This is a genomic window from Acinetobacter sp. YH12041 (assembly GCF_013419975.1).
Classification (GTDB): domain Bacteria; phylum Pseudomonadota; class Gammaproteobacteria; order Pseudomonadales; family Moraxellaceae; genus Acinetobacter.
This window is the reverse complement of record NZ_VOZC01000023.1, coordinates 18,150-40,112: the sequence shown is the minus strand read 5'-3', so window position 1 is coordinate 40,112 and position 21,963 is coordinate 18,150. Positions and strand designations below refer to the sequence as shown.

Annotated in this window: 18 protein-coding genes; 11 read left to right on the top strand and 7 right to left on the bottom strand. The window is 43.7% G+C overall.

The features are described from left to right. The first annotated feature begins 496 nt into the window (after nucleotides 1-496). The 5 genes from FTU00_RS13530 (at nucleotide 497) to FTU00_RS13510 (ending at nucleotide 4,506) form a co-directional block, all read left to right on the top strand. Nucleotides 497-1,411 carry a VacJ family lipoprotein gene (locus FTU00_RS13530; RefSeq protein ID WP_180105046.1) on the top strand — a complete coding sequence of 305 codons (915 nt, stop codon included), beginning with the start codon at nucleotides 497-499 and terminating at the stop codon, nucleotides 1,409-1,411. 103 nt (nucleotides 1,412-1,514) lie between these two features. Beyond that, nucleotides 1,515-2,483, top strand: a complete 969-nt coding sequence (gene gigA / locus FTU00_RS13525; RefSeq protein ID WP_180052639.1) for an RsbU family protein phosphatase GigA — start codon at nucleotides 1,515-1,517, stop codon at nucleotides 2,481-2,483. Between the two features lie 112 nt (nucleotides 2,484-2,595). Next, a complete protein-coding gene (gigB, locus tag FTU00_RS13520) occupies nucleotides 2,596-3,114 on the top strand; it encodes an anti-anti-sigma factor GigB (RefSeq protein ID WP_004783532.1) in 519 nt (172 codons plus the stop codon). A 20-nt stretch (nucleotides 3,115-3,134) separates the two neighbouring features. Beyond that, entirely contained in the window at nucleotides 3,135-3,962 is an 828-nt protein-coding gene (locus tag FTU00_RS13515; protein ID WP_180179891.1) for a carbon-nitrogen hydrolase family protein, read from the top strand. Nucleotides 3,963-4,080: 118 nt separating this feature from the next. Continuing rightward, the gene (locus FTU00_RS13510) at nucleotides 4,081-4,506 is read left to right on the top strand and encodes an organic hydroperoxide resistance protein (protein ID WP_004783539.1); all 426 of its coding nucleotides are present in this window, start codon (nucleotides 4,081-4,083) and stop codon (nucleotides 4,504-4,506) included. Nucleotides 4,507-4,679: 173 nt separating this feature from the next. On the opposite strand, the gene gspE is transcribed toward FTU00_RS13510, so the two are convergent. Further along, nucleotides 4,680-6,167, bottom strand: a complete 1,488-nt coding sequence (gene gspE / locus FTU00_RS13505) for a type II secretion system ATPase GspE (RefSeq protein WP_180179890.1) — start codon at nucleotides 6,165-6,167, stop codon at nucleotides 4,680-4,682. 93 nt (nucleotides 6,168-6,260) lie between these two features. Between gspE and FTU00_RS13500 the strand changes: the two genes are divergently transcribed. Both FTU00_RS13500 and FTU00_RS13495 read left to right on the top strand, forming a co-directional pair. Continuing rightward, nucleotides 6,261-7,091: a hypothetical protein gene (locus FTU00_RS13500; RefSeq protein WP_180017806.1), complete on the top strand. Its 831-nt coding sequence runs from the start codon at nucleotides 6,261-6,263 to the stop codon at nucleotides 7,089-7,091. A 9-nt stretch (nucleotides 7,092-7,100) separates the two neighbouring features. Continuing rightward, nucleotides 7,101-8,024, top strand: coding sequence for a mechanosensitive ion channel family protein (locus tag FTU00_RS13495; protein ID WP_180015546.1), 924 nt, complete (start codon nucleotides 7,101-7,103; stop codon nucleotides 8,022-8,024). Between the two features lie 150 nt (nucleotides 8,025-8,174). Here FTU00_RS13495 and FTU00_RS13490 read toward each other — a convergent pair whose 3' ends face one another. Then, nucleotides 8,175-10,880 carry a DUF2339 domain-containing protein gene (locus FTU00_RS13490; RefSeq protein WP_180179889.1) on the bottom strand — a complete coding sequence of 902 codons (2,706 nt, stop codon included), beginning with the start codon at nucleotides 10,878-10,880 and terminating at the stop codon, nucleotides 8,175-8,177. A gap of 161 nt (nucleotides 10,881-11,041) precedes the next feature. On the opposite strand from FTU00_RS13490, the gene polA reads away from it, so the two are divergent. Further along, nucleotides 11,042-13,807 (top strand): DNA polymerase I, encoded by a 2,766-nt coding sequence (gene polA / locus FTU00_RS13485; protein WP_180179888.1) that lies wholly within the window; start codon nucleotides 11,042-11,044, stop codon nucleotides 13,805-13,807. Between the two features lie 147 nt (nucleotides 13,808-13,954). Here the strand turns inward: polA and FTU00_RS13480 are convergent, their stop codons facing one another. From FTU00_RS13480 to ppx, 5 genes are read right to left on the bottom strand one after another with little or no spacing between them, the layout of a single operon-like run. After that, nucleotides 13,955-14,524: a YggT family protein gene (locus tag FTU00_RS13480; protein ID WP_004783550.1), complete on the bottom strand. Its 570-nt coding sequence runs from the start codon at nucleotides 14,522-14,524 to the stop codon at nucleotides 13,955-13,957. A gap of 32 nt (nucleotides 14,525-14,556) precedes the next feature. Then, nucleotides 14,557-15,387, bottom strand: a complete 831-nt coding sequence (gene proC, locus FTU00_RS13475; RefSeq protein WP_180179887.1) for a pyrroline-5-carboxylate reductase — start codon at nucleotides 15,385-15,387, stop codon at nucleotides 14,557-14,559. Between the two features lie 2 nt (nucleotides 15,388-15,389). Further along, entirely contained in the window at nucleotides 15,390-16,763 is a 1,374-nt protein-coding gene (gene tilS / locus FTU00_RS13470) for a tRNA lysidine(34) synthetase TilS (RefSeq protein ID WP_180179886.1), read from the bottom strand. Continuing rightward, on the bottom strand, nucleotides 16,700-17,524 hold the full coding sequence (locus FTU00_RS13465) for an acetyl-CoA carboxylase carboxyltransferase subunit alpha (protein WP_004783557.1): 825 nt from the start codon (nucleotides 17,522-17,524) through the stop codon (nucleotides 16,700-16,702). The genes tilS and FTU00_RS13465 overlap by 64 nt, the downstream gene beginning before the upstream one ends. A gap of 30 nt (nucleotides 17,525-17,554) precedes the next feature. Then, entirely contained in the window at nucleotides 17,555-19,075 is a 1,521-nt protein-coding gene (gene ppx / locus FTU00_RS13460; RefSeq protein ID WP_179992969.1) for an exopolyphosphatase, read from the bottom strand. 261 nt (nucleotides 19,076-19,336) lie between these two features. Between ppx and trxA the strand changes: the two genes are divergently transcribed. From trxA to FTU00_RS13445, 3 genes are all read left to right on the top strand, one after another. Beyond that, the gene (gene trxA, locus FTU00_RS13455) at nucleotides 19,337-19,663 is read left to right on the top strand and encodes a thioredoxin (RefSeq protein ID WP_005233946.1); all 327 of its coding nucleotides are present in this window, start codon (nucleotides 19,337-19,339) and stop codon (nucleotides 19,661-19,663) included. Nucleotides 19,664-19,984: 321 nt separating this feature from the next. Then, entirely contained in the window at nucleotides 19,985-21,253 is a 1,269-nt protein-coding gene (gene rho, locus FTU00_RS13450) for a transcription termination factor Rho (RefSeq protein WP_004783562.1), read from the top strand. Between the two features lie 403 nt (nucleotides 21,254-21,656). Then, nucleotides 21,657-21,944 (top strand): hypothetical protein, encoded by a 288-nt coding sequence (locus FTU00_RS13445; RefSeq protein WP_179992970.1) that lies wholly within the window; start codon nucleotides 21,657-21,659, stop codon nucleotides 21,942-21,944. Nucleotides 21,945-21,963 lie beyond the last annotated feature (19 nt).

Genomic DNA, 21,963 nt, shown 5'->3' with positions numbered 1-21,963 from the left:
TCTGACTTAAATTTCGCTCAAATAAACTTCGAGTAATTTAAACCAATCAATCAATGAAAATAATTTCGATCAATCAACCAGTAAAAATCCACACAAGTTGTTCTTCATAATCTCTTAATGATCTTCTCACTACTTCGTCAGTAGCAAGCTAGGTCGGCTATATTACTCTCTATCTCTAGAAAGTCAACCAGTAATGAAAATTATTTTTAAACTTTCTTTCTAAAACCCAACTTAACCATTTCATGCTAAGTTACTGTTTTATCAGAAGTTTTAATCTTCATAACCGCCGATGGATATGCATTCTACAGTATTTCAGGGAGCTTGCAACACCTTTTTCAAATAAATCTTACCGCATGTCTAATTTTTAGCCTTTTATGAAGTTTTTATTCATTTATTATACAATTTTGCTTAAATTACGCCTATTCCTAGTAATACAGTTTATTATTCCGGGTTAAACAACGCCACTATACTCAAAACAAGGCTTTGGGGTTTCCTTATGCATCGCTCTATTTATTTATCTTTATGCTTATTTTCTTTGGCCTCTAGCCCATTAATTTTTGCTGAAGACACTACTCAGGCTGAACAGACTGAAATAGAAACTGAATCTTCTACTACTGCTACGGTTCCACTCAGAGAAAAAATATCTTCTAAAGTGAGTCACCTGCAAACCCAGCTAAAAGTCGATGCTAGTGCTGCACAGGCTGAAGAAGTTAAAGATCCTTTCCAGGGCTGGAATAGAAAGGTGTATCAATTTAATAATGCAATCGATCAGGCAGTTGTTCGCCCCATTGCGGTTCAGTATCAGGAAAAGGTTCCTCAAGATGTGCGTGGCAGCTATACCCAGTTCCGTAGCAATTTAGGTGAACCATGGAATGCGGTAAACCAGTTGATTCAGGGCCGTCCTGCTCGTGCAGCAAAATCTTTGGGCCGTTTTACCATTAATACCTTAACTACTTTAGGTCTGGCAGACCCAGCCCGTCGTCTGGGACTGGATCATGAAGATGAAAAGTTCGGGATTACGCTAGGTTATTACGGTGTACCTTCCGGTCCTTATGTGATGTTACCGTTCCTAGGCCCAAGTTCTGTGCGTGATACTTTCGGTATGGCAGTCGATAGCCAGACCCGTCCACAGAAATATATTCTTGAAGATGATGAAGGCTTGTATTGGGGTGATCAATTCTGGCGTGCAATTGATAATCGTGCAGAATTACTTGATATTGAAGGTGTGTTAACAGGTGATCGTTATGCACAAATTCGCGATATTTATTTGCAACGTACCAATTATATGATCGCCCAGAAAAAAGGTCTGGAACAGGAATCTTTATTCCTTGAAGATGACTTCGATGATGAAAATCTTGAAGATGAATCTTTCGATGAAAATGAGACTGAATCTTCTAGTGATGACCTTTGAAACCTAAGCTCAATGATGATTTGCTAGCGAAAACCGTTCGCTAGCAATCATTTGCTTGTTATAGTACATCTTATAACTCATCCCAGGATCGAACTACCTGTCTATGTATTTCATTCAACCTACTCGCGATATTCCTTATTTAGATCAAGTGCTTGAGAAGCTTCCGCATGTTCAAGTAATCAAGCTGGAAGATCACGAGTTGTACGATGCAACGATTATTGCCATTGCAGATGTACATGATTATCTGAAATACAAGTGGAACCTTCCGACTGTAGTATTAGCGCTGGAAAATGAAGGAACAGCCTTGGCACAAGCTTGGGAACAAGGCGCTTTGGCAGGCTGGATCTGGAATAAACTGCCTGAACAACCCGATATCGCATTACAAAAAATTGATGCGCAATATAAGCGTAATCAGGATAGTCGTGATCTTCCTTCTGCGGCAGAGCTACAAAAACGTTTGCTACCGAATGAAATTGAATTAACCAATTATGCGGTTGAAACCTATTTTCAACCTTCTGCTTATCTATCTGGCGATTGGTACGATTACTGGAAAATCAGCGATAAAGAAGTCATTTTCTATCTTGCGGATGTTTCTGGTCATGGCGTTACCAGCAGTTTATTAACGTCCTGGATGGCGGCTTTTCATGGACGTTCGAAAACACCTCGTGAGCTAATCAAGAAGCTGAACGGGATGCTGGTTCAGGAAAATATTGAAAAACATATCACCATGATAGCCGGAATTCTAAACCTAGAAAGTCATGTCTTGAAATGGTCCAGTGCTGGCCACTACCCTCCTCCGATTATCTTTGAACCGAATCAGGAACCTAAAATCCTGTCATCCAGCAGCTTTCCTCTTGGCCTCACTGAAGACCTTGAGGTAGAAGAAAATGAATATATCCTCAGCCGCAATGCACGATTTATTATCTGTTCAGATGGAGCATTGGAGCCGTTTAACGGCGGTCTGAATGAACAATTTTCCCAATTATTGCATCACTTACAGAACGAATCCTTCGAAGCACCCGAACATGTTGCCGACGATATTGCCATTCTCAGCTTTATAAGAGTGAAATAGTAGTATAATCACAAGCTTTATAAGCACTTAATTTGATTGCGACTTTCAGCTACTTGAGTATCCGTAGACCCTATGGGATAATTTAATATCCTTCTCTGCAAATGGCATTTATATGTCAACAGGTCATGTTGAATATGCAAGCTTGAATGGAACGCATATTTTTAAGCTTATCGGCGAAGTGCGGGCCCAATCTTGTATTAGTCTAGACAAATTACTGAACAAACTTGAGCAGCAGGACAACGTTGTTGGCGCAATTGTTGATCTGACTGAAACCAGCTTTATTGACAGCACTGTACTGGGTGTCCTAGCAAAATTAGGACTTAAACTTAAGCAGCTCCATAAGATCCAGGCGGTGATGTTGTCGACTAACTCTGATATCACGACTCTGGCCAACAGTATGGGCTTGGGGCAGGTCTTTGTCATTTTGGATTACTGCGGTGATTCAAATGTATGTACGCGTAAACTGATGGAAGAACATGTGACGCATCAAGCAATGCTGAAAACTGTTCTAGATGCACACAAGACTTTAATGCGGTTAAATCAGAGCAACCAGAATATGTTTGAGCCCTTGGTCAAACAGTTGCAAAAAGAACAAGATAATCTAGATCAAGTGTCTGAACAAAAGGTATGAACACACAATAAGGAATCCCTATGACTTTACTTTCTGTTGCACAGATGAATTCCCAAAATGAAATTGAGCAAAATTTCATGACCATCGAATCATTAATTCAACAAAGTAAAGCAAAAGGTGCTGAGCTTATTGTCTTTCCTGAAAATTTCGTCTGTTTTGCTGCTGGTAAGCAGCGCGAAACTGCAGCTCAATTCGAGAGCATTCAACAACGTCTTGAACAGCTTGCCCATCAATACGAAACCTGGATTGTGGCTGGGACCTTACCCTGTCCTTATCGTCCTGATGGTTCGATTATTGAAGATGGCCGAGTTCGTACCGTTAGCTTGTGTATTAGCCCAGAAAAAACTGAAGCCCGCTATGACAAGATTCACCTCTTTGATGTACAGGTCGGTGATGCTGTTGGTGGCTATCAGGAATCCCAATTTTTTGAACCAGGTACCGATGTTGTTGTTGCGAAAACACCTTTTGGCAATATCGGTATGATGGTCTGCTATGACCTGCGTTTTCCTGAACTTGCGCTTCATTTACGTGCCCAAGGCGCGAATATTTTAACTGCGCCATCTGCCTTTACTTACACCACTGGCCAAATGCACTGGCAATTATTATTGCAAGCACGTGCTATGGATACCCAATGCACAGTTCTCGGTGCTGCTCAACAGGGTTGGCATGGTGAAAAACGTCAAACTTGGGGACATGCCGCTGCCACAAACAGCCGTGGTCAACTTCTCGATATGGTGCATGCGGAAGGCGCACAGATTATTACGGTTGATTTTGATTTGACTGGGCAGGCCAAAGTGCGTGAGTCTATGCCACTCATGCAGCATCGCAAGCTACTAAAGTTCTCTTAAGTCAGACTTTTTACCGCATTCTCATTCGCTTGCATAAATTAACAAAATCCCTGCTTATTCTTCCCTAGAAATTATGGAGCATAGAAGTTCCATAAAAGAACAAGCAGGAAATACTCTCATGTCATTAGAAAAAGCAGTATATACCGCACGTGCCAAAGCTACAGGCGGTCGAGATGGCCGTGCAACCTCTGACGATCAGATTCTGGATGTGAAACTGGCAGTGCCCAAGGAAATGGGTGGCCCAGGTGGCGGGACCAATCCTGAACAATTGTTCGCTGCAGGTTATTCAGCCTGTTTTTTAGGTGCCATGAAGTTTGTTGCCAACCGGGATAAAATCAATATTAGCAAAGATGCCTATATTGAAGGTGAAGTTGGCATTGGTCCGATTCCTACCGGTTTTGGCATTGAAGTGACTTTAAATATTCATTTAGAAGGAATGGAACAGGACGAAGCTCAAAAGCTGGTCGATGCCGCACACATCGTTTGTCCTTATTCAAATGCAACCCGAAACAATATTGATGTTACTTTGAATGTCATCACCTAAGTCTACATAAGCATTCCACTCTCTATCCTGAAAAATCAGAAGTCATTTCAGGATAGAGCTGATTATTCTTATAAAATTTTAATCAAAATTGCTTTGTGCTATTTAATAGAAAAATAATCATTTGAGATATTTACTTAAGAAAACTGCGCCTTCCTATCACAACGAATAAAAATTTACTCTGCCGCCTCATTGGTCACACGCAAAACTTCTTCAATAGTCGTTTTACCAGTCAGCACTTTACGTAAACCATCATCACGAATTGAACCAGATTGCTGACGTGCATAGGTTTCCAGCTCATATTCAGCCGCATTACCATGAATCAGACGGCGCATATGCTCATCAACCGGTACAATTTCATAAATGGCGGTACGTCCACTAAAGCCGGTATTACCACACCGTTCACAACCGTGCGGTTGAGGTAATCTTAAATCCTGTGGATGCTCAATATGTTCAAACAGATTCTTTTCAAATGCATCCGCATCCTTCCAGGTCGCACAATGCGGACATAAGGTACGTACCAGACGCTGAGCAACTACCCCAATTAAGGAGCTGGATAGCAAGAATGGCTCAATTCCCATGTCTTTTAAACGGGTCACTGCACCAATCGCAGTATTGGTATGCAGCGTTGATAATACCAGGTGACCTGTCAGTGAGGCCTGAACTGCAATTTCTGCGGTTTCCAGATCACGAATCTCACCGACCATCACCACATCCGGATCCTGACGCAACATGGCTTTTAAAGCACGAGCAAAGGTCATGTCGACTTTGGTATTTACCTGAGTCTGACCAATCCCTTCTAACTGATATTCCACCGGATCTTCAGCCGTCAGGATATTTTTGGAACCATCATTTAGATCAGAAAGTGCTGCATATAAGGTAGTGGTCTTACCCGAACCGGTAGGTCCAGTCACCAGAATAATGCCATGAGGACGATGCACCAGGGTCTTGAGTCGATCATAATCGTTATTCATCAAGCCCAGATGAGTCATATTTAGACGGCCAGCCTGTTTGTCTAGCAATCGCATCACCACCCGCTCCCCATAAGAGGATGGCAAGGTTGAAACACGGACATCGACTTCACGCCCTGCCAGACGCAAGGAAATACGTCCATCCTGAGGAATACGTTTTTCTGCAATGTCCAGCTTGGCCATGACCTTGATCCGTGATACCAGTAATGGCGCCAGCTCACGACGTGGCTGCACAATTTCACGCAACTGCCCATCGACACGCAAGCGTACGGAAAGTCGTTTTTCGAAAGATTCCACATGGATATCTGAGGCGCCAACACGGATCGCTTCCGACAACAAGGCATTGATCAGACGGACAATAGGCGCATCATCTTCCTGATCCATCAGGTCTTCGGCTTCAGGAACCGAATCGGCAAGGCTTAATAAATCAGGATGATCTTCCAGACCGGCAGCCACCTGCTGTGACTCACCGCTATCGCCGGCAAAACTGGAACTGAGTAACTGATTGAATTCTTGTTCTGTACAATGTTGATACTGGGCCGGATGACCCAGCAAACGGCGTGCTTCCTGTAATGCAAGCATAGACGTATTGTCACGACGGACAATAAAAGCCTGATCCCCCTCATAACGCAACAGCACACCATGACGTTTCGCAAAGCTATACGGGATTTGTAATTGTTTCAGTACTTGCATCGCAGATTATAATAATGATGAAAAAATTTAAATTGAGTGTACTCTAAGCATATGACAGCGTGAAGTATGTTTTCAAAGATTTAGCAAGAAAGGATGCCAACATTGCCGCAAGATCAAGAGGAATTAAACCTGCAGTCTCCCAGAATTCAATGGTGGGGAGAGCAAAGTTTTGAAATTAACGAGTCCAAGGCCTGGCAATTTGGCTCTCTGCTGTTTCGTTTGACCAGAGGTTTGCAGGAATGGCGACTGGAATATTATCGTCCGACGGTGCAGTACGATTATGAACAGCAATGGCATCAGATTAATGATCCACTGTTTGCATTTCCGACACCGGTGAAAATTGAACGCTATATGTTCAAATCTACCCAAAGCAAGTTACAGCTTATGCCGCGTCTGGCGAATCGCTCCGTAGTAATTAAACCGGTTGATCCGATTTATATTCCGGCTGGACAACGTGGAACCCTCTATATCAGCACCCCGCTATGGATTGCCGGTTTTGTCGAAGGTCAACGTGAACCGATTTTTGATCTTCCAGTGATTTTACCGAAAGATACCTGGTTTGGGCCAAATCACCGTTCCGGTGAAATTTGCTATGCTACCGCAGTCGATGGCCGGACTGAATTGCAACAATTACGTCCTCGTGCATTCCGGGCTGTGACTCCAATTGAGTTTCATAATACCAGTCAGCAGCAACTGCGTTTCGATCGGATGAATGTTCCAGTACCTGCATTGCCTCTCTTTTATAGTGCCAGCACTGAACGTCTGTGGACCTCGCAGATTAAGGTTTTGCATGAAGGTCTGGATCGCCCACCCCGGATCCGGGTGGAAAACCGTACCCCGCCCAATGCGGGTGAAGTGGATTATTTACACCCACCGCGTGATCCGGCGGGAAATTTATTTAATATGTTTGATTCATTTTTCTAAGAGCGTGTGATGCCAAATTCGAATATTCCAACCGAAGTCACCAACAGTCTCAAGGGAGTATTTACCAATATTAATACCGATCGCCTGACTGAAATTGTCGTCGCGGTAGTGCTTTGTTTTATTGGTTTCCTGATCGCACGTTTTTTTTCAAATGCTTTTATCCGTACTATTGGTATACGCTTTAATGCGCATCAGCAAATGGTCTGGCGCCGCGGGATTTTCTACTTTATTTTCCTGCTGTTTGTGATGGCAAGTTTGAAGGAAGCTGGTTTTAAACTCAGTGTTTTCCTTGGTGCAGCGGGTATTTTAACCGTCGCACTGGGTTTCGCTTCTCAGACTTCAGCGTCAAACTTGATCAGCGGTATCTTCCTGATCGGTGAAGGATCTTTTGAGGTCGGTGATACCATTCAGATTACACTGATTCGTGGACATACCGTTGAAGGTGAAGTGATTTCGATTGATCTGCTCTCGGTTAAACTACTTACCCAAGACAATATTTATGTACGCTTGCCGAACGAACAACTGATTCGGGCTCCGGTACACAACTTGTCCAAGTTTCCAATCCGGCGTATTCCGATTACCTTGGCTATTAATTTCCATGAAGACATCATCAAAGTGCGTGAAGTACTGCTGGATGTTGCCAATAAATATCCACTGGTTCTTGCCGATCCAAAACCGGCTGTTACAGTCACCGCCTTCCGTGAATCTTCGATTGAACTTTTGTTTGCGATCTGGTGTCAGCAGGAAAATTATCTAAAAGTCCGCGATGAGATGCAGGAACGAATCCGAAATGGCTTTCTCGATAACCAGATTGAAATTCCGGTACCGAAAATGGGCTTTGTTGATCATCCACTGGCTCGCCCACTGGAAAATGAAGATATTGATCAATATGCCAATGAAAAGGAGCTGAAGAGAGAGCCGGATTTAAAATAACTTTTTCTAAATGCCTCCTAACCTCCCTTTACTAAGGGAGGAACTGTCATAAAAAGCCTGTCTTTCTCTTACACATCGCTTAAAGCAGTGCTTTAAGCTCGTTCAGGGTTTGGGGAGATTAAATTAACGCTCAAATCTAGTAATTTAGATTCAAACCCTTTTCTCCCCATCCGGCATCGGTGCAATATACGCAATCAGTAGCATGACCCCACCGGCCAGCAAGAATGAAATCACACGCGTCAGTGTACCGGTATGAGATAAGTCGAATAACACCAGCTTCAAGCTGACAATGACCAGAATACTGCCTCCTAAAATCCACATCGGTTTAAGCCTTTTTAGCGTAGCCGTCCACATAGTCGCCCAGGCCAGCAATACCCAAAGAATCGTCAGGCTTAACTGTACTGTGGCATTACTCCACAATTCCAGGCTATTGAATGGTGTTTGCAGATAGATATGTAAGGCCCGTAATACAATATAGCTCGACAGCCATAACAGGCTTAGTACCATCAGTACCGACATCATCCCGCGATCGTGTCCTGCCCGAATCTGCTGCAACAGCATCCACAGGAAACTGGCAAGCATGGCCAGACTGATCAGATCAAATGGATTGAATAGAGGTAACCAGTAATATTGGAAAGCTTGCTGGTTAAACAGCTGTGAGCATATTAACCAAGCTCCCATTAACACTAAGCAGTTTTTACTCTGCCAAAGTAAGCGCCACTCTGAATTTTCTTTTCGTCGATAACACCAGAACCAGAATACCAAAGGCAGAATTACCATACTGAGATAAGGCATGCTCGGTATTAGGCATACACTAGCCAAAGTCAGGCTAGCAAATACCCCAAAGCTCATCCACTCTTTGGATAAATCAATTCCTTTCACCGGTCTTAACCATAAAGCAGCCAGCAATAATGATGAAAGTGCAAAGATTCCACGCTCCAAAGCACTTGGCCAGACCAGAATCCCATTTTCGCTATAATCAACAGCCAGCAAAATCGCAATGATCACCAATGGCGTAAGACCGCTCCATTTTGGCAATAACCAGCACCATTCCTGATGCTTGCGCTGTATGATTTCACTTAGAACCGTATAACCCAGTCCAAGACTGAATAAACTATAAATATAAGCCTGTTCATGAGCAAACTCATCTTCAAGCAAGGCAAACAACATCAGGGTCGAAGCAAAACTGAGAGTGCTCAGAAAACTGATACTTAAGCTATTAAGCTGCTGGCGATATTTGGCTTTAAGCTGACTCAGGAAGACGACGGCGACATAACAGAAGCTGAGAATCCAGAAAATTTTCCGCGGTGTGGGATTAAGCTCAATCAGATAGTAAACACTACTGAAGCCTGCCATGATCAGCAGTCCCATACTCAGATAATGCGCAACCCGAATATTCTTTTCCAATGCCCAGAGATAAATCAGTGCTCCTTCAACCGCCCAACCCACTACGCTCCACTGCTCTGTCAATAAAATGGGTGGAACCAAAGCCAGAAAGATCAGCATCAAGCTGAGATAACTTTGGGAAATGACCTGAATACTTTCTCTACGACGCACTAAAGTCCAACAGATTGCAAATATCCCGGCAAATAACAGACTAAGCCCGGCTTGCCAAAGCTTCTGATCAGGCTGATTGAAATGAATCAGATACAGGAAAATATATGCGGTAATCGGTGCAGCAAAAATCAGGACAAGATCCAGAATCGGTTTTAAACGAAAACGCGAAAGATCCTGCCGGGCCAGTAACTGGCTAAAACGAAAGCCCAGCCAGATGAATACCGCACTATGTGCCAGAATCAGAGCGGTCATGGTATAACGCTCGTATGTATGACCATGAATCAGGCTATACATCCCACCTACTATGACTGTGACCAGAAAGGCAATCTGGTTCAGGATTTTCCAAGGCCGCAAACTGCTGAGTAACAGCACGCCGATATTAATCAGCAGATAATAACTGATGAACTCAACCGCAGAAGCATCCCGGGTCGGTAAGGTAAACGGCGCCAGATAGGCAATGAATAAGGCCATGACTGCCAGCTCAATACTTTCCTGTTTCAAGCTTAAGTACAGCGTAATTGCCAAAATGACCAAAAACACCAGAGCTGCCAGTGGCAAGGTGGCAATCACCAGATTGTAATAGGCAAAGAACAAGGTCAGAAATAGTGCCCCTAATCCCAAGCCTTCCAGTGCCAGACCAAAACTGCGGTTTTTAGCGATCAGGGTATAACCCAATCCGGTCACAACAACAGCAGATAAAGCGACCAGTCCTAATTTCACCGCCAAGCTCAGCTGCCAGTGCTCTGTCGCAAAACGGAGTAATAAAATGATTCCAATGACCAGAATCGCGATCGCAGCTTTAAGGACCGGATTTCCTCGAAAAATCCACTGCTGGATCTGATCCAGCAATTGTGGTTGATCTGAACTAGCTTGAGCAGCAATGGGTAAAGGAATATCTGGTTGAGTGATTTCTGGATGTATCTGATCTGCTGACCGGTAACGAGATTGCAACTGGACAATGTTACGTTCCAAACGTTGTAACCAGCGTAATAGAAAGAAAATCCAGGCGGTAATGCCGATCCCTATCAGCCAGTTAAGCTCAGTCACGCCTCCGACAATGGCGATAATAGAAGAAATATACAGCGGTATTTTAGAATTGGCTGGCACAATCACCTGCGTCGGTGCTGCCAGATCCCGCACGGGCGCTTCAATAGCACTGATATATTGCATCACGCTGATCAGGAAACCCAGACCAGTGAGATAAGTCACGATCTGCAATTCCAGATACCATGCACTTATCCCCACAATTACCAGACTAATCAGCCAGATCATACGCAATTCATTTTGCCCTGCCGTCATTCTTCTCGTTCTCGTTCCTTAACCATGTCATCATACAACAGCTTGTACTGCTTATTTCATCTTCACCCGATATTCGCTAAGCTGTAGAAACCGACTTGCCCCTGCGAGTGCAGTAAAAATCACGTACAATAAAACTGTTTTTTGAATAAGGAATTGATTACATGCCACCATTTGTCTTGGTCGATGGCTCTTACTTTTTATTTCGTGCCTTTCATGCACTACCACCATTAACCACGTCAACCGGTCTGCACACCAATGCAATTCGTGGTGCGATTTCTGCTATTCAAAAACTGATGCGCCGTACCCAGCCAACCCATATGGCGGTGATTTTCGACACGCCTGAACCGACTTTCCGTCACGAGCTATCACCTATTTATAAAGGTGACCGTCCGAGCATGCCGGAAGAACTGTCACAGCAAATTCCATACTTACATGCCTTGATTCGTGCTTTGGGCATTCCCCTGCATATGCTGCCAGGTGCGGAAGCGGATGACATTATTGGTACACTGGCTAAACGTGCTGAAGCTTTAGGCCATCAGGTGCTGATTTCGACTGGTGATAAAGACATGGCACAGCTGGTGACTGATAAAGTGACCCTGGAAGACAGTTTCAAAGAAAAACCAATGGATGTTGATGGGGTTTTTGAAAAGTTTGGTGTATGGCCAAACCAGATCATTGACTATCTGACCCTGATGGGCGATGCCTCAGACGGTATTATGGGTGTGCCTGGGATTGGGGCGAAAACTGCAGCTAAATTACTCAATGAATATGGCTCGATTGGTGGCATTCTGGAAAATGTCGACAAGATCAAAGGTAAAGTGGGTCAGAATATTAAAGACAATACCGATGGCATTGCACTGGATCATCAGTTGGCCAGCATCATTTGCGATCTGGATTTAAGCTTCACTTATGATGACCTGAAACTTCAGGACCCAAATGTAGAAGCTTTACGTAATCTGTATACTGAACTGGAATTCCGTAACCAGCTGCAATCACTGGATCATCCAAATAATCCCAATAACCGTAATTATAAACAGGCTACCCAATCGATTACTGCCAAAGCAGCACCTGAACCTCAGGAAGCTGATGACCAGCAGGCGACACTGAGCAGTGATAACGATCAGCTCGGAGAGGCGACTTATCATACCATCTTGACTCAGGAAGATTGGAGTAAGCTGTTTGAACGTTTAAACACTGAAAAACGCTTTGCTTTTGATACTGAAACCACCAGTCTGGACTATCGTATTGCACAGATTGTCGGTTTTTCGGTGGCTTTTGATGCCCAGGATGCCTATTACGTACCACTAGCACATGATTATGAAGGTGCGCCAGAACAGCTCAATCGTGAAGAAATTCTGGCTCAGATCAAACCGATTCTAGAAAATGAAGCCATTCAGAAAATTGGCCACCATCTGAAATATGATGCGCATGTTCTGGAAAATCACGGCATTCATCTGGCGGGCTGGTATTTTGATACCATGCTGGCTTCTTATGTATTGAACTCAGTTGCCACTCGCCACGGTATGGATGATGTAGCCCGTCTGTACTTAAGCCACTTAACCACCACTTATGAACAGGTGGCGGGTAAAGGCGCCAAACAAAAAACTTTCAATAAAATCGAGATCGAAACTGCAGCGCATTATGCGGCAGAAGATGCGCATGTGACTTATCGCCTGTTTGAAGTACTCAGCAAAAAGCTGCAGACTTATCCTGAACTGGTCAATATTCTGTACAATATTGAAATGCCTGTAGCGCGTGTGCTGACCAGTATGGAAGAAAATGGCATCCGACTGGATCTGGCTTTCCTGGATCAGCTCGGTTGTGAGTTCGCTCAAACCATGCAGAATCTGGAAAATCAGATCACGGAAATAGCCGGTGAAGCGTTTAATGTTAGCTCCCCTAAGCAGGTCGGTGAAGTTCTGTTTGACAAACTGGGCCTAAAAGGTGGTAAAAAGACCTCTACCGGTCAGTACAGTACCAGCGAAAGTGTACTGGAAAAACTGGAACACCCGATTGCTGAACTGATTTTGGAATATCGCGGTCTGTCCAAACTGAAAAGTACCTATACCGATGGTCTATGCAAACAGGCTAATAATGAGACCCATCGTGTGCATACCAGTTACCATCAGGCACTGACTGCAACCGGTCGTTTATCATCAACCGATCCAAACCTGCAGAACATTCCAATTCGTGCGGAAATCGGACGTCAGATTCGTAAGGCCTTTATTGCGCCTGAAGGTCGTGTCTTACTCGCAGCGGATTATTCACAGATTGAATTGCGTCTCATGGCACATTTATCTCAGGATGATGCGCTAGTAGATGCCTTTAACCATGGACAGGACGTGCACCGTCGTACCGCAGCTGAAGTTCTGGGCATCCCACTCGAAGAAGTGACCAATGATCAGCGTCGTCAGGCCAAAGCCGTGAACTTCGGCCTGCTCTATGGCATGTCTGAATTTGGTCTGACCCGTCAGTTAGGTTTCACTCGTCAGGAATCACAGGAATATATCAAACAGTATTTCCGCCGTTATCCGGGGATTTATGAATATATGCAGCGTACCCGTCAGGTGGCATTGGAACAAGGCTTTGTCGAAACCATTCTGGGTCGTCGATTGTATACGCCAGATATCGATGCGCGTAACATGATGGTCCGTAAAGCTGCTGAACGTGCGGCGATTAATGCACCATTACAAGGTTCGGCTGCAGACATCATTAAAATGGCAATGATTGAAGTTGATAAAATGCTGCCTAAAGATCAAGCCAAAATGCTGCTGCAAGTCCACGATGAATTGGTATTTGAAGTCGATGAAGCGATTGCAGATGAACTGGCTCCTCAACTGGCTGAAGTGATGCAATCTGTGATTGAAATCTCTGTGCCTTTGGTCGTGGAAGTCGGTAAAGGCATGAACTGGGATGAAGCGCATTAATACTAAAGCTCCTTCCTCCTTTTAGGAGGAAGGTTGGGATAGAGGTTATTTAAATTTATAGACCTCACCCTAACCCTCTCCTACAAGAAGAGGGAATTTTCTTGAAATAAAAAAGGACGCCTAAGCGTCCTTTTCTTTGGGATCTGATTAAAGGCCGGTTAGCAACACAATTGCCACCTGGTTCATAATCATTTCAATTACGATCAATGCCAAAATTGCCAAGATTGGAGACAGATCGATCATCCCCATATTCGGCATAATACGACGGAACGGTGCCAATAATGGCTCTGCAAGTTCCTGAACTACCTCAATATAAGGTGAACGGGATTGGGTAAACATCACCACCCAGCTCAAAATAATCGTTGCAAAAATCAGGTAACGACAGAAACGGATCAAATCCTGCATCATGGTAACGAAGGTTAGAATAAGCAAATGGATTGGACCATTTGGCATTCCCCCAGACAAATACATGATGCCAAAAATTTTCAGCAAATACAGCACGACCAAAAGTGCCAGTGCAGCAGTATTCACCCGGCCTTTACCTGCAGTTGGGAAAATACGCCCAAACACATCTACAATTTTAGTCGCTTTGACAGTAGATAGAACGACAGGATTATAAGGACTCACCGCGGCCAATTGCATTAAAAAGCGGAAGAATACGAGCAAAATCGCGACGTTAATGATAATGCCAAAAATTAGCGCAGAATTTGCACCCATACTTGAACGTTCCTAAAAATTAAACTGATAGATTATTTGCTATTGTCACTGAGCTCTTGGGCCAGTTCCTGACTACGTTTTTGCGCAGCAGCAAGCGCTGCCTGAATATTCTGAGAAATCTGCGCGCGATCAAACACTTCCAATGCCGCCTGAGTTGTACCATTCGGAGATGTTACATTCTTACGCAGCTCTGCCGGTGTATTCGAACTGGTGATCGCCATTTGCGCTGCCCCCAAAGCAGTTTGCAATGTCAATGCAGTAGCTACTTTTTCATCCAGACCTAAATTCTTGCCTGCACGAATCATGCTTTCCATCATATAGAAGAAGTAAGCAGGTCCTGAACCAGAGACTGCAGTTACGGCATCAATCTGAGCTTCTGAGTTTACCCAAATTGTCAGACCGGTAGAAGCCAAAACCTGACTCGCCAGCTTACGGTCATCATTACCAACTTCTGCATTGGCAAATAAACCATGTGCACCAGTCTGTACCAATGCGGGTGTATTCGGCATCACACGGACAATACGATCAGTACCCAATAGCGCAGATAGTGTTGCAATCTCGGCACCCGCAACAATTGAAATCACCAGCTTGCCATCAAGTAAACCTTGAAGTGGTTTTAACACACCAGCTAAAACCTGTGGTTTGACTGCAAACAGGACGATATCCGCATCTTTAATAGCAGCAATATTATCATCGGTGACATTGACTTCTTTTTCTGCAAGAAGTGAGCGTACTTTCTCAACCGGATCAGAAACTGTAATACGCATTGCTGGCAACCCCTGCGAAATCAGCCCGCCAATCAAGGCTTGAGCCATATTACCGCCACCAATAAAACTAATATTACAATTTAAAGCTGCACTCATGTTTAATGCTCGTCGTTGAATTCTAAAGTTGAAGAAACCGAAATGGGTAGCCATCCCCCTGCTTCACAATATGCAGATTGAGCTAACCAAAATCCTTTAGGTGTAAACACGCCTAGCATAACATTATCTGTGCTTAATATTTGAATAGTATGCCGAGTCCAGGGAAATATTTGCGCTTCCTGAATAGCTTTTTTGAGCGGCCAGTGTCCCACCCGTCCATAGAGATGGATTTTTTCACCCCCCTTCCGTTGCCGTAAATACAAGGGTTGTCCTAATAAAGTGGGAGATAATCCTATCTCAGCCCTTTGAATCATGAATTGACCGGAAGGAAGATGAACCTGATCTTTATTCTGTAAAATGATCTGCTGTTCGGCTACAGTCGATTGTTGGTCAACCAGATAAACTTCAGCTTTTAGGCGATGCAACTGCTGCTGATAACGCACATAGTAATAACCCGACCAATGCAGCGCTGCTTGAGCATCTGGTTTCGCTCCAATTACTTCAGCCTGTACACGCTCAACCATGTCCAGAGAGGGACGATATTGTCCCTCGCCCTTCATCCAGACCGAGAGTAACTGACGCTGCCGTGCTTTGGATAAACTTGAGAATGAAGATAGATCGAGAATTTCGGCGTTACCACAGAGTTTGAGATCCTGCTCTAATACTTCTTGCAGAATGTTTTGTGCATCCTGCATCAGTTCACTGGTACGAGCCAAGGCAGACTGCATTTTCGGATAGCGATGACTTAATACTGGCCACAGCACCTGACGTGCCCAGGCACGGTCATAATGAGTATCCTGATTGGTCGGATCTTCGATATTCTGGATATTTAAATCTGCTGCCCATTGGCAAATCTGCTCACGGGAAATATCCAGTAGTGGCCGCCAGATGGTTAAATCTGTCCGTATATCGATCGCTTTCATGGCAGCCAGACCATCAATCCCTGCCCCAGAAAGTAAGCGCAACATTAAAGTTTCTGCCTGATCTTGCTGATGATGGGCTAAGACCAGAATTTCATCGGGCTGAAGATGCTGTAAATAAGCTTGATACCGCGATTGGCGAGCCTGTGATTCCAGATTGCCGCTGGCAACATGGACAGGCTGAATGATGCAAGGAATATTTAGTTGCTGACACTGTTGCTGGACAAAAGCGCCCCATTCATTGCTGATACTTTGTAATTGATGATCAACATAAATCGCGCGGATTTTTTCCGGACACAAAAAAAACATCAGATGCAGCAACAGCATAGAATCTACGCCGCCACTGCATCCGATTAGAAATTTTTTTTCTGCAGAAAATTCCTGCAGTTGCTTTAAGATGCCAGACCTAAATTGTCGCTGCCAAACTTCATTAAACGTTGGTAACGTGCTTCGCATCGTGCTTGTGGTTCCATTGCTTGCAGTTCATTTAAAGCTTCTTTCAGGACTGCTTTCAGTTGGTACATGACTTCATCCGGATCCAGATGTGCACCTTCACCTTCATCAACAACGTATTCAACAATGCCCATCTTCTGTAATTTTTCAGCAGTCAATGCCAAAGCTTCACTGGCCTGTTCCGCTTTTTCTGCGGTTTTCCACAGAATAGATGCACAACCTTCTGGTGAAATCACTGAATAAATACTGTGAGAGAGCATCACTACACGATCTGCCACGCCAATCCCGAGTGCACCACCTGAACCACCTTCACCCAGGACTGTAGCAATTACAGGCACTTTCAGATTAGAAAGTTGTGCCAAACTTGACGCAATCGCTTCAGCCTGACCACGCTCTTCCGCACCCACACCCGGGTATGCACCCATGGTATCAATAAAGGTAAAGACTGGCAGATTAAAACGCTCCGCCATATCCAGCAGACGCTGAGCTTTACGGTAACCTTCCGGGTTACTCATCCCAAAATTATGCTGTAATTTTTCACGGGTACTACGACCACGGTGCTGACCCACGATCATCACTGGTTGTCCATCGAAACGTGCCAGACCACCGATCATTGCGCCATCATCACCATAGAGACGGTCGCCATGCAAAGCATCAAATTCAGTGAATATTTCACCTACATAGTCCAGAAATTGTGGACGTTCCGGATGACGAGCAATCTGTACTGTCGTCCATGCTTTTGATGGGGTAGCTTTATTTTTCATAGGTCAACCGTTTTCATCCCTATAAAGGTATTAATTAACAAATTGTTCAGATTGAACCGAGAGCTCGATCTCCCAATTTTTAAACTGCACCTGTTCATCATGCAGTTCAGCAATCAGTAATGGCCATTGTTTGGCATCACCAGAAATGCTGAGCTGCCATTGTTGCGCATTCTTGACCTTGAGTTCAATGGCAGGAAGCATCTCATCGCTACGACTGTGATTGACCAAAACCGCCAGACGCAACAGCAAACACAGCTGTAAAAGTTTAGTTCCACCGACTTTCATCACATCATGCTTGGCATCAGCGCGCAATTTACGGCGATGGTGTGCGACCAAATGTGACAAATAATTCTGATCTACCTGCGAAAAACCGGCAATGTCAGAATGTTGCAATAAATAGGCACCGTGGCGGTGATAACCACTATGACTGATCGCTAAACCAATTTCATGCAAATAAGCGGCGCGACGGAGTAAATCACTGTCTTCACTATACAGGCCGAGATCACCAGCCACATCATCAAACAGTTTTTGCGCAGTCTGCACTACACGTTCGGCCTGTTTGGCATCGGCATTATAACGACCAATTAAGGCATGAACAGAACGATCACGGATATCTTCATGCTTGAAACGACCCAAGAGGTCATACATCACGCCTTCACGCAATGCGCCATCTGAATAGACCAGATGTGGGATATTCAGTACATCAAATACTGCATATAAAATGGCAATTCCTGCAGGTAAAACTGCACGACGGTCATCTTTCAGACCTTCAAACTCCATGTCCGAAACATGCTTATATTTGAATAATTTATCTTTAAGTTTTTCCAGACCTTCACGGGTGAGCTGTTCTTTATCATTGCTCCAGCCCATATTGACACAGATCTGACGACAGGCTTTGATCGTACCACTCGAACCAACGACTGCATCCCAACCGGCAGATTTATAAGTATTGGCAATGCCTGAAATTTCTTTACGTGCCGCAGTCACTGCCTTATCAAATGCTTTATGGGTGATTTCACCATCAGCAAAGAATTTCTTGGTAAAAGTCACACATCCCATCTGCACAGATTCGGTATGAATGGGTTCGAATTCTTCCCCAATAATCAGTTCAGTCGAACCCCCACCGATATCTACCACCAGACGACGGCCAGTATTGGCCATGGTATGTGACACACCGAGATAAATTAGACGCGCTTCTTCGCGACCAGCAATAATTTCAATCGGTTTTGGTAAAATTTCAGCTGCTTTCTGAATAAATTCATGACCATTTTTGGCCTGACGCAAAGCATTCGTTGCCACAATCCGTAAACGGTTCGGTTGTACCGATCCCAAGCGTCCGACAAAACGGGCCAGACAAGCCAAACCGCGCTGCTGTGCGGCTTCAGTCAAATTTTTATTTTCATCCAGTCCCGCAGCAAGTTGAACCTTTTCTGACATTGATGCGACTTTTTTCACTTCGCCATGATCCACCCGGGCAATCGCCAAATGAAAACTGTTTGATCCCATATCGATGGCTGCGAGTAATTCTTCATCAATCAAAAAATCAGACATTCTAGAAATAAACCTTTTAAGAATTGTGCTTAGAGTAATTCACAACCATGCAATTTAAAAGCCATTTGTCAGGACAATTTCGCGTAATTATTTTTTTCATTTATAGGACAATTGTATGAGGCGATGGTGACTATCGTGATCATCCATTAGACAAAACAACATTAAAGCTTGAAAATTTACAGATTCCCCTACATTGTTAAAGATGGCTATGTAATACTAATAATTATAGTTATCTTTATAAAATTAATTCTGGAGCACTCCATGTCTGGCAACATCGTAAACACTACTGACGCAAACTTCGAAGCAGACGTTCTTCAATCAGACGTTCCTGTACTGGTTGATTTCTGGGCTGGCTGGTGTGCGCCATGTAAAGCTATTGCCCCTGTACTTGAAGTATTGGCTGATGAATATCAAGGCAAAGTGAAAATTGTTAAAGTTGACGTAACATCTTGCGAACAAACTGCTGTGAATTTCAATATCCGCAACATTCCAGCTTTATTGATGTTTAAAAATGGTGAAGTCGTAGCGACTCAAGTCGGTGCAGCACCAAAATCTAAATTGACTGCATTTATTGATCAAAACATCTAAGCATAAAATGCTATAGTAAAAATACGCGACCAAAGGTTGCGTATTTTTTTCGTCTATAAATTGACAAAAACCTGTTTCTCTCTTATATTTCAACTTCAAGAGATAAAGGATGCTAAATCCTGTCAGTTTCTTACAAGACACATTACATAACATGCCGCTCGGCAATAGAAATTGTTTTCACATTTCTCTTTGAAACAATCAAACAGACCTCTGAATTGTTCTTGTGCAAATTCAATTGCTTTCGTTTGAATGCTTATATGCGGCCGAATGTTACTCCCTTTCTAACCTATACCTTAGAACTTTGATTCTATCTGACCACCTATGAATTTAACCGAACTCAAGAAAAAACCGATTGGCGAACTCATCAAGATTGCCGAGTTTATGGGCCTTGAAGGTATGGCTCGTAACCGTAAGCAAGACATTATTTTTGCCATCTTAAAACGCCATGCGATGAATGGTGAAGAGATTTTTGGTGATGGCGTTCTAGAAATTTTGTCAGATGGTTTTGGCTTCTTACGCTCTGCAGCAGGCTCTTATTTGGCAGGTCCTGACGATATCTATGTCAGCCCATCACAAATTCGCCGCTTTAACCTGCGTACCGGTGACACCATTACGGGAACCATTCGTCCGCCTAAAGAAGGTGAGCGTTATTTTGCTTTGCTTAAAGTCAATCAGATTAACTACGATACCCCGGAAAATTCACGTAACAAGATCTTGTTCGAAAACTTAACTCCATTGTTCCCTACTGAACAATTAGTGATGGAACTTGGTAATGGTACGACTGAAGATTTAACTGCACGTGTCGTCGATCTGGTGGCACCAATTGGTAAAGGTCAACGTTCAATTATCGTTGCACCACCGAAAGCTGGTAAAACCATGCTATTACAGAACATCGCTCAATCGATTGTTCGTAATAACCCTGAATGTTTCCTGATTGTCCTTCTGATTGATGAACGTCCTGAAGAAGTCACCGAAATGGAACGTACCGTTCGCGGTGAAGTGGTCGCTTCTACCTTTGATGAATCACCTGCCCGTCACGTTCAAGTGGCTGAGATGGTGATTGAAAAAGCCAAACGTTTAGTTGAACACAAGAAAGATGTGGTGATTCTGCTGGATTCGATTACCCGTCTGGCACGTGCATATAACACTGTGATTCCTTCATCAGGTAAGGTATTAACTGGTGGTGTAGATGCACATGCACTTGAACGTCCAAAACGTTTCTTCGGTGCTGCACGTAATATCGAAGAAGGCGGTTCTCTTACTATCATTTCTACTGCACTGATTGAAACCGGCAGTAAAATGGATGAAGTCATTTACGAAGAATTCAAAGGTACAGGTAACCAGGAAATCACGCTAGATCGCCGTATTGCGGAAAAACGCGTCTTCCCTGCGATGAATATTAAGAAATCCGGTACGCGTCGTGAAGAACGTTTAATGTCCGAAGACAAACTTCGTAAAGTCTGGATTCTACGTAAACTTCTGCATACCCAAGATGAACTGGTCGCGATGGAATTCTTGCTTGACCGCATGAAAGAAACCAAGACCAATGATGATTTCTTTGATCAAATGAAACGCAAAGCATCGAACTAAAATTATCGGAAAGGTCACCATTCAAGGTGGCCTTTTTTTATGGTTGACGCATGTTACACAATGAAACAATGTAATGAGATATCTGTAAACTTATTTTTAAGTTTTTGATTATTAAAATAAACAAATAAATAACTGTATAATTTTTATAAGCTTAATAAGCCTTTCTCCAATCTATATCTTCCAATTAATTGTTATTTTCTGTTAAAAAACCCTTAATTTTTATCGTTTTTTCGCTGTTTTTGATGCTCCCCTAGTAGCAATTAAAAATGCGCAGTGATAGCATATTTGCAGACCAGTTAGACTGCTCCTGCGTTGTTAGTCCCTAACACTATTAGGAATAATAAAAGCATATTACAGCCTGACTTTGGTTTTTTTTAATCTCAATTTTTTAGAGAGTGATGCCATGTTATTCAAAAAAATCGCTATTGCTGCTGCAGTTGCTACTACTTTAGCTTTCGTTGGTTGTGCTAAAAAAGCTGACGACGCTGCTGCTGACGCTAACCAAGCTGCATCTGAAGCTGTAGAAGCTGCTTCTGAAGCTGAAGCTGCTGCTGACGCTGCTGCTGTAGAAGCTACTTCTGAAGTTGCTGCTTCTGACGCTGCTGCTGTTGCTGAAGCTGACGCTGCTGCTGCTGTTGCTACTGACGCTGCTGCTCAAGCTACTGCTGCTTCTGAAGCTGCTGCTCAATAATCTTTACGATTATTCAGTA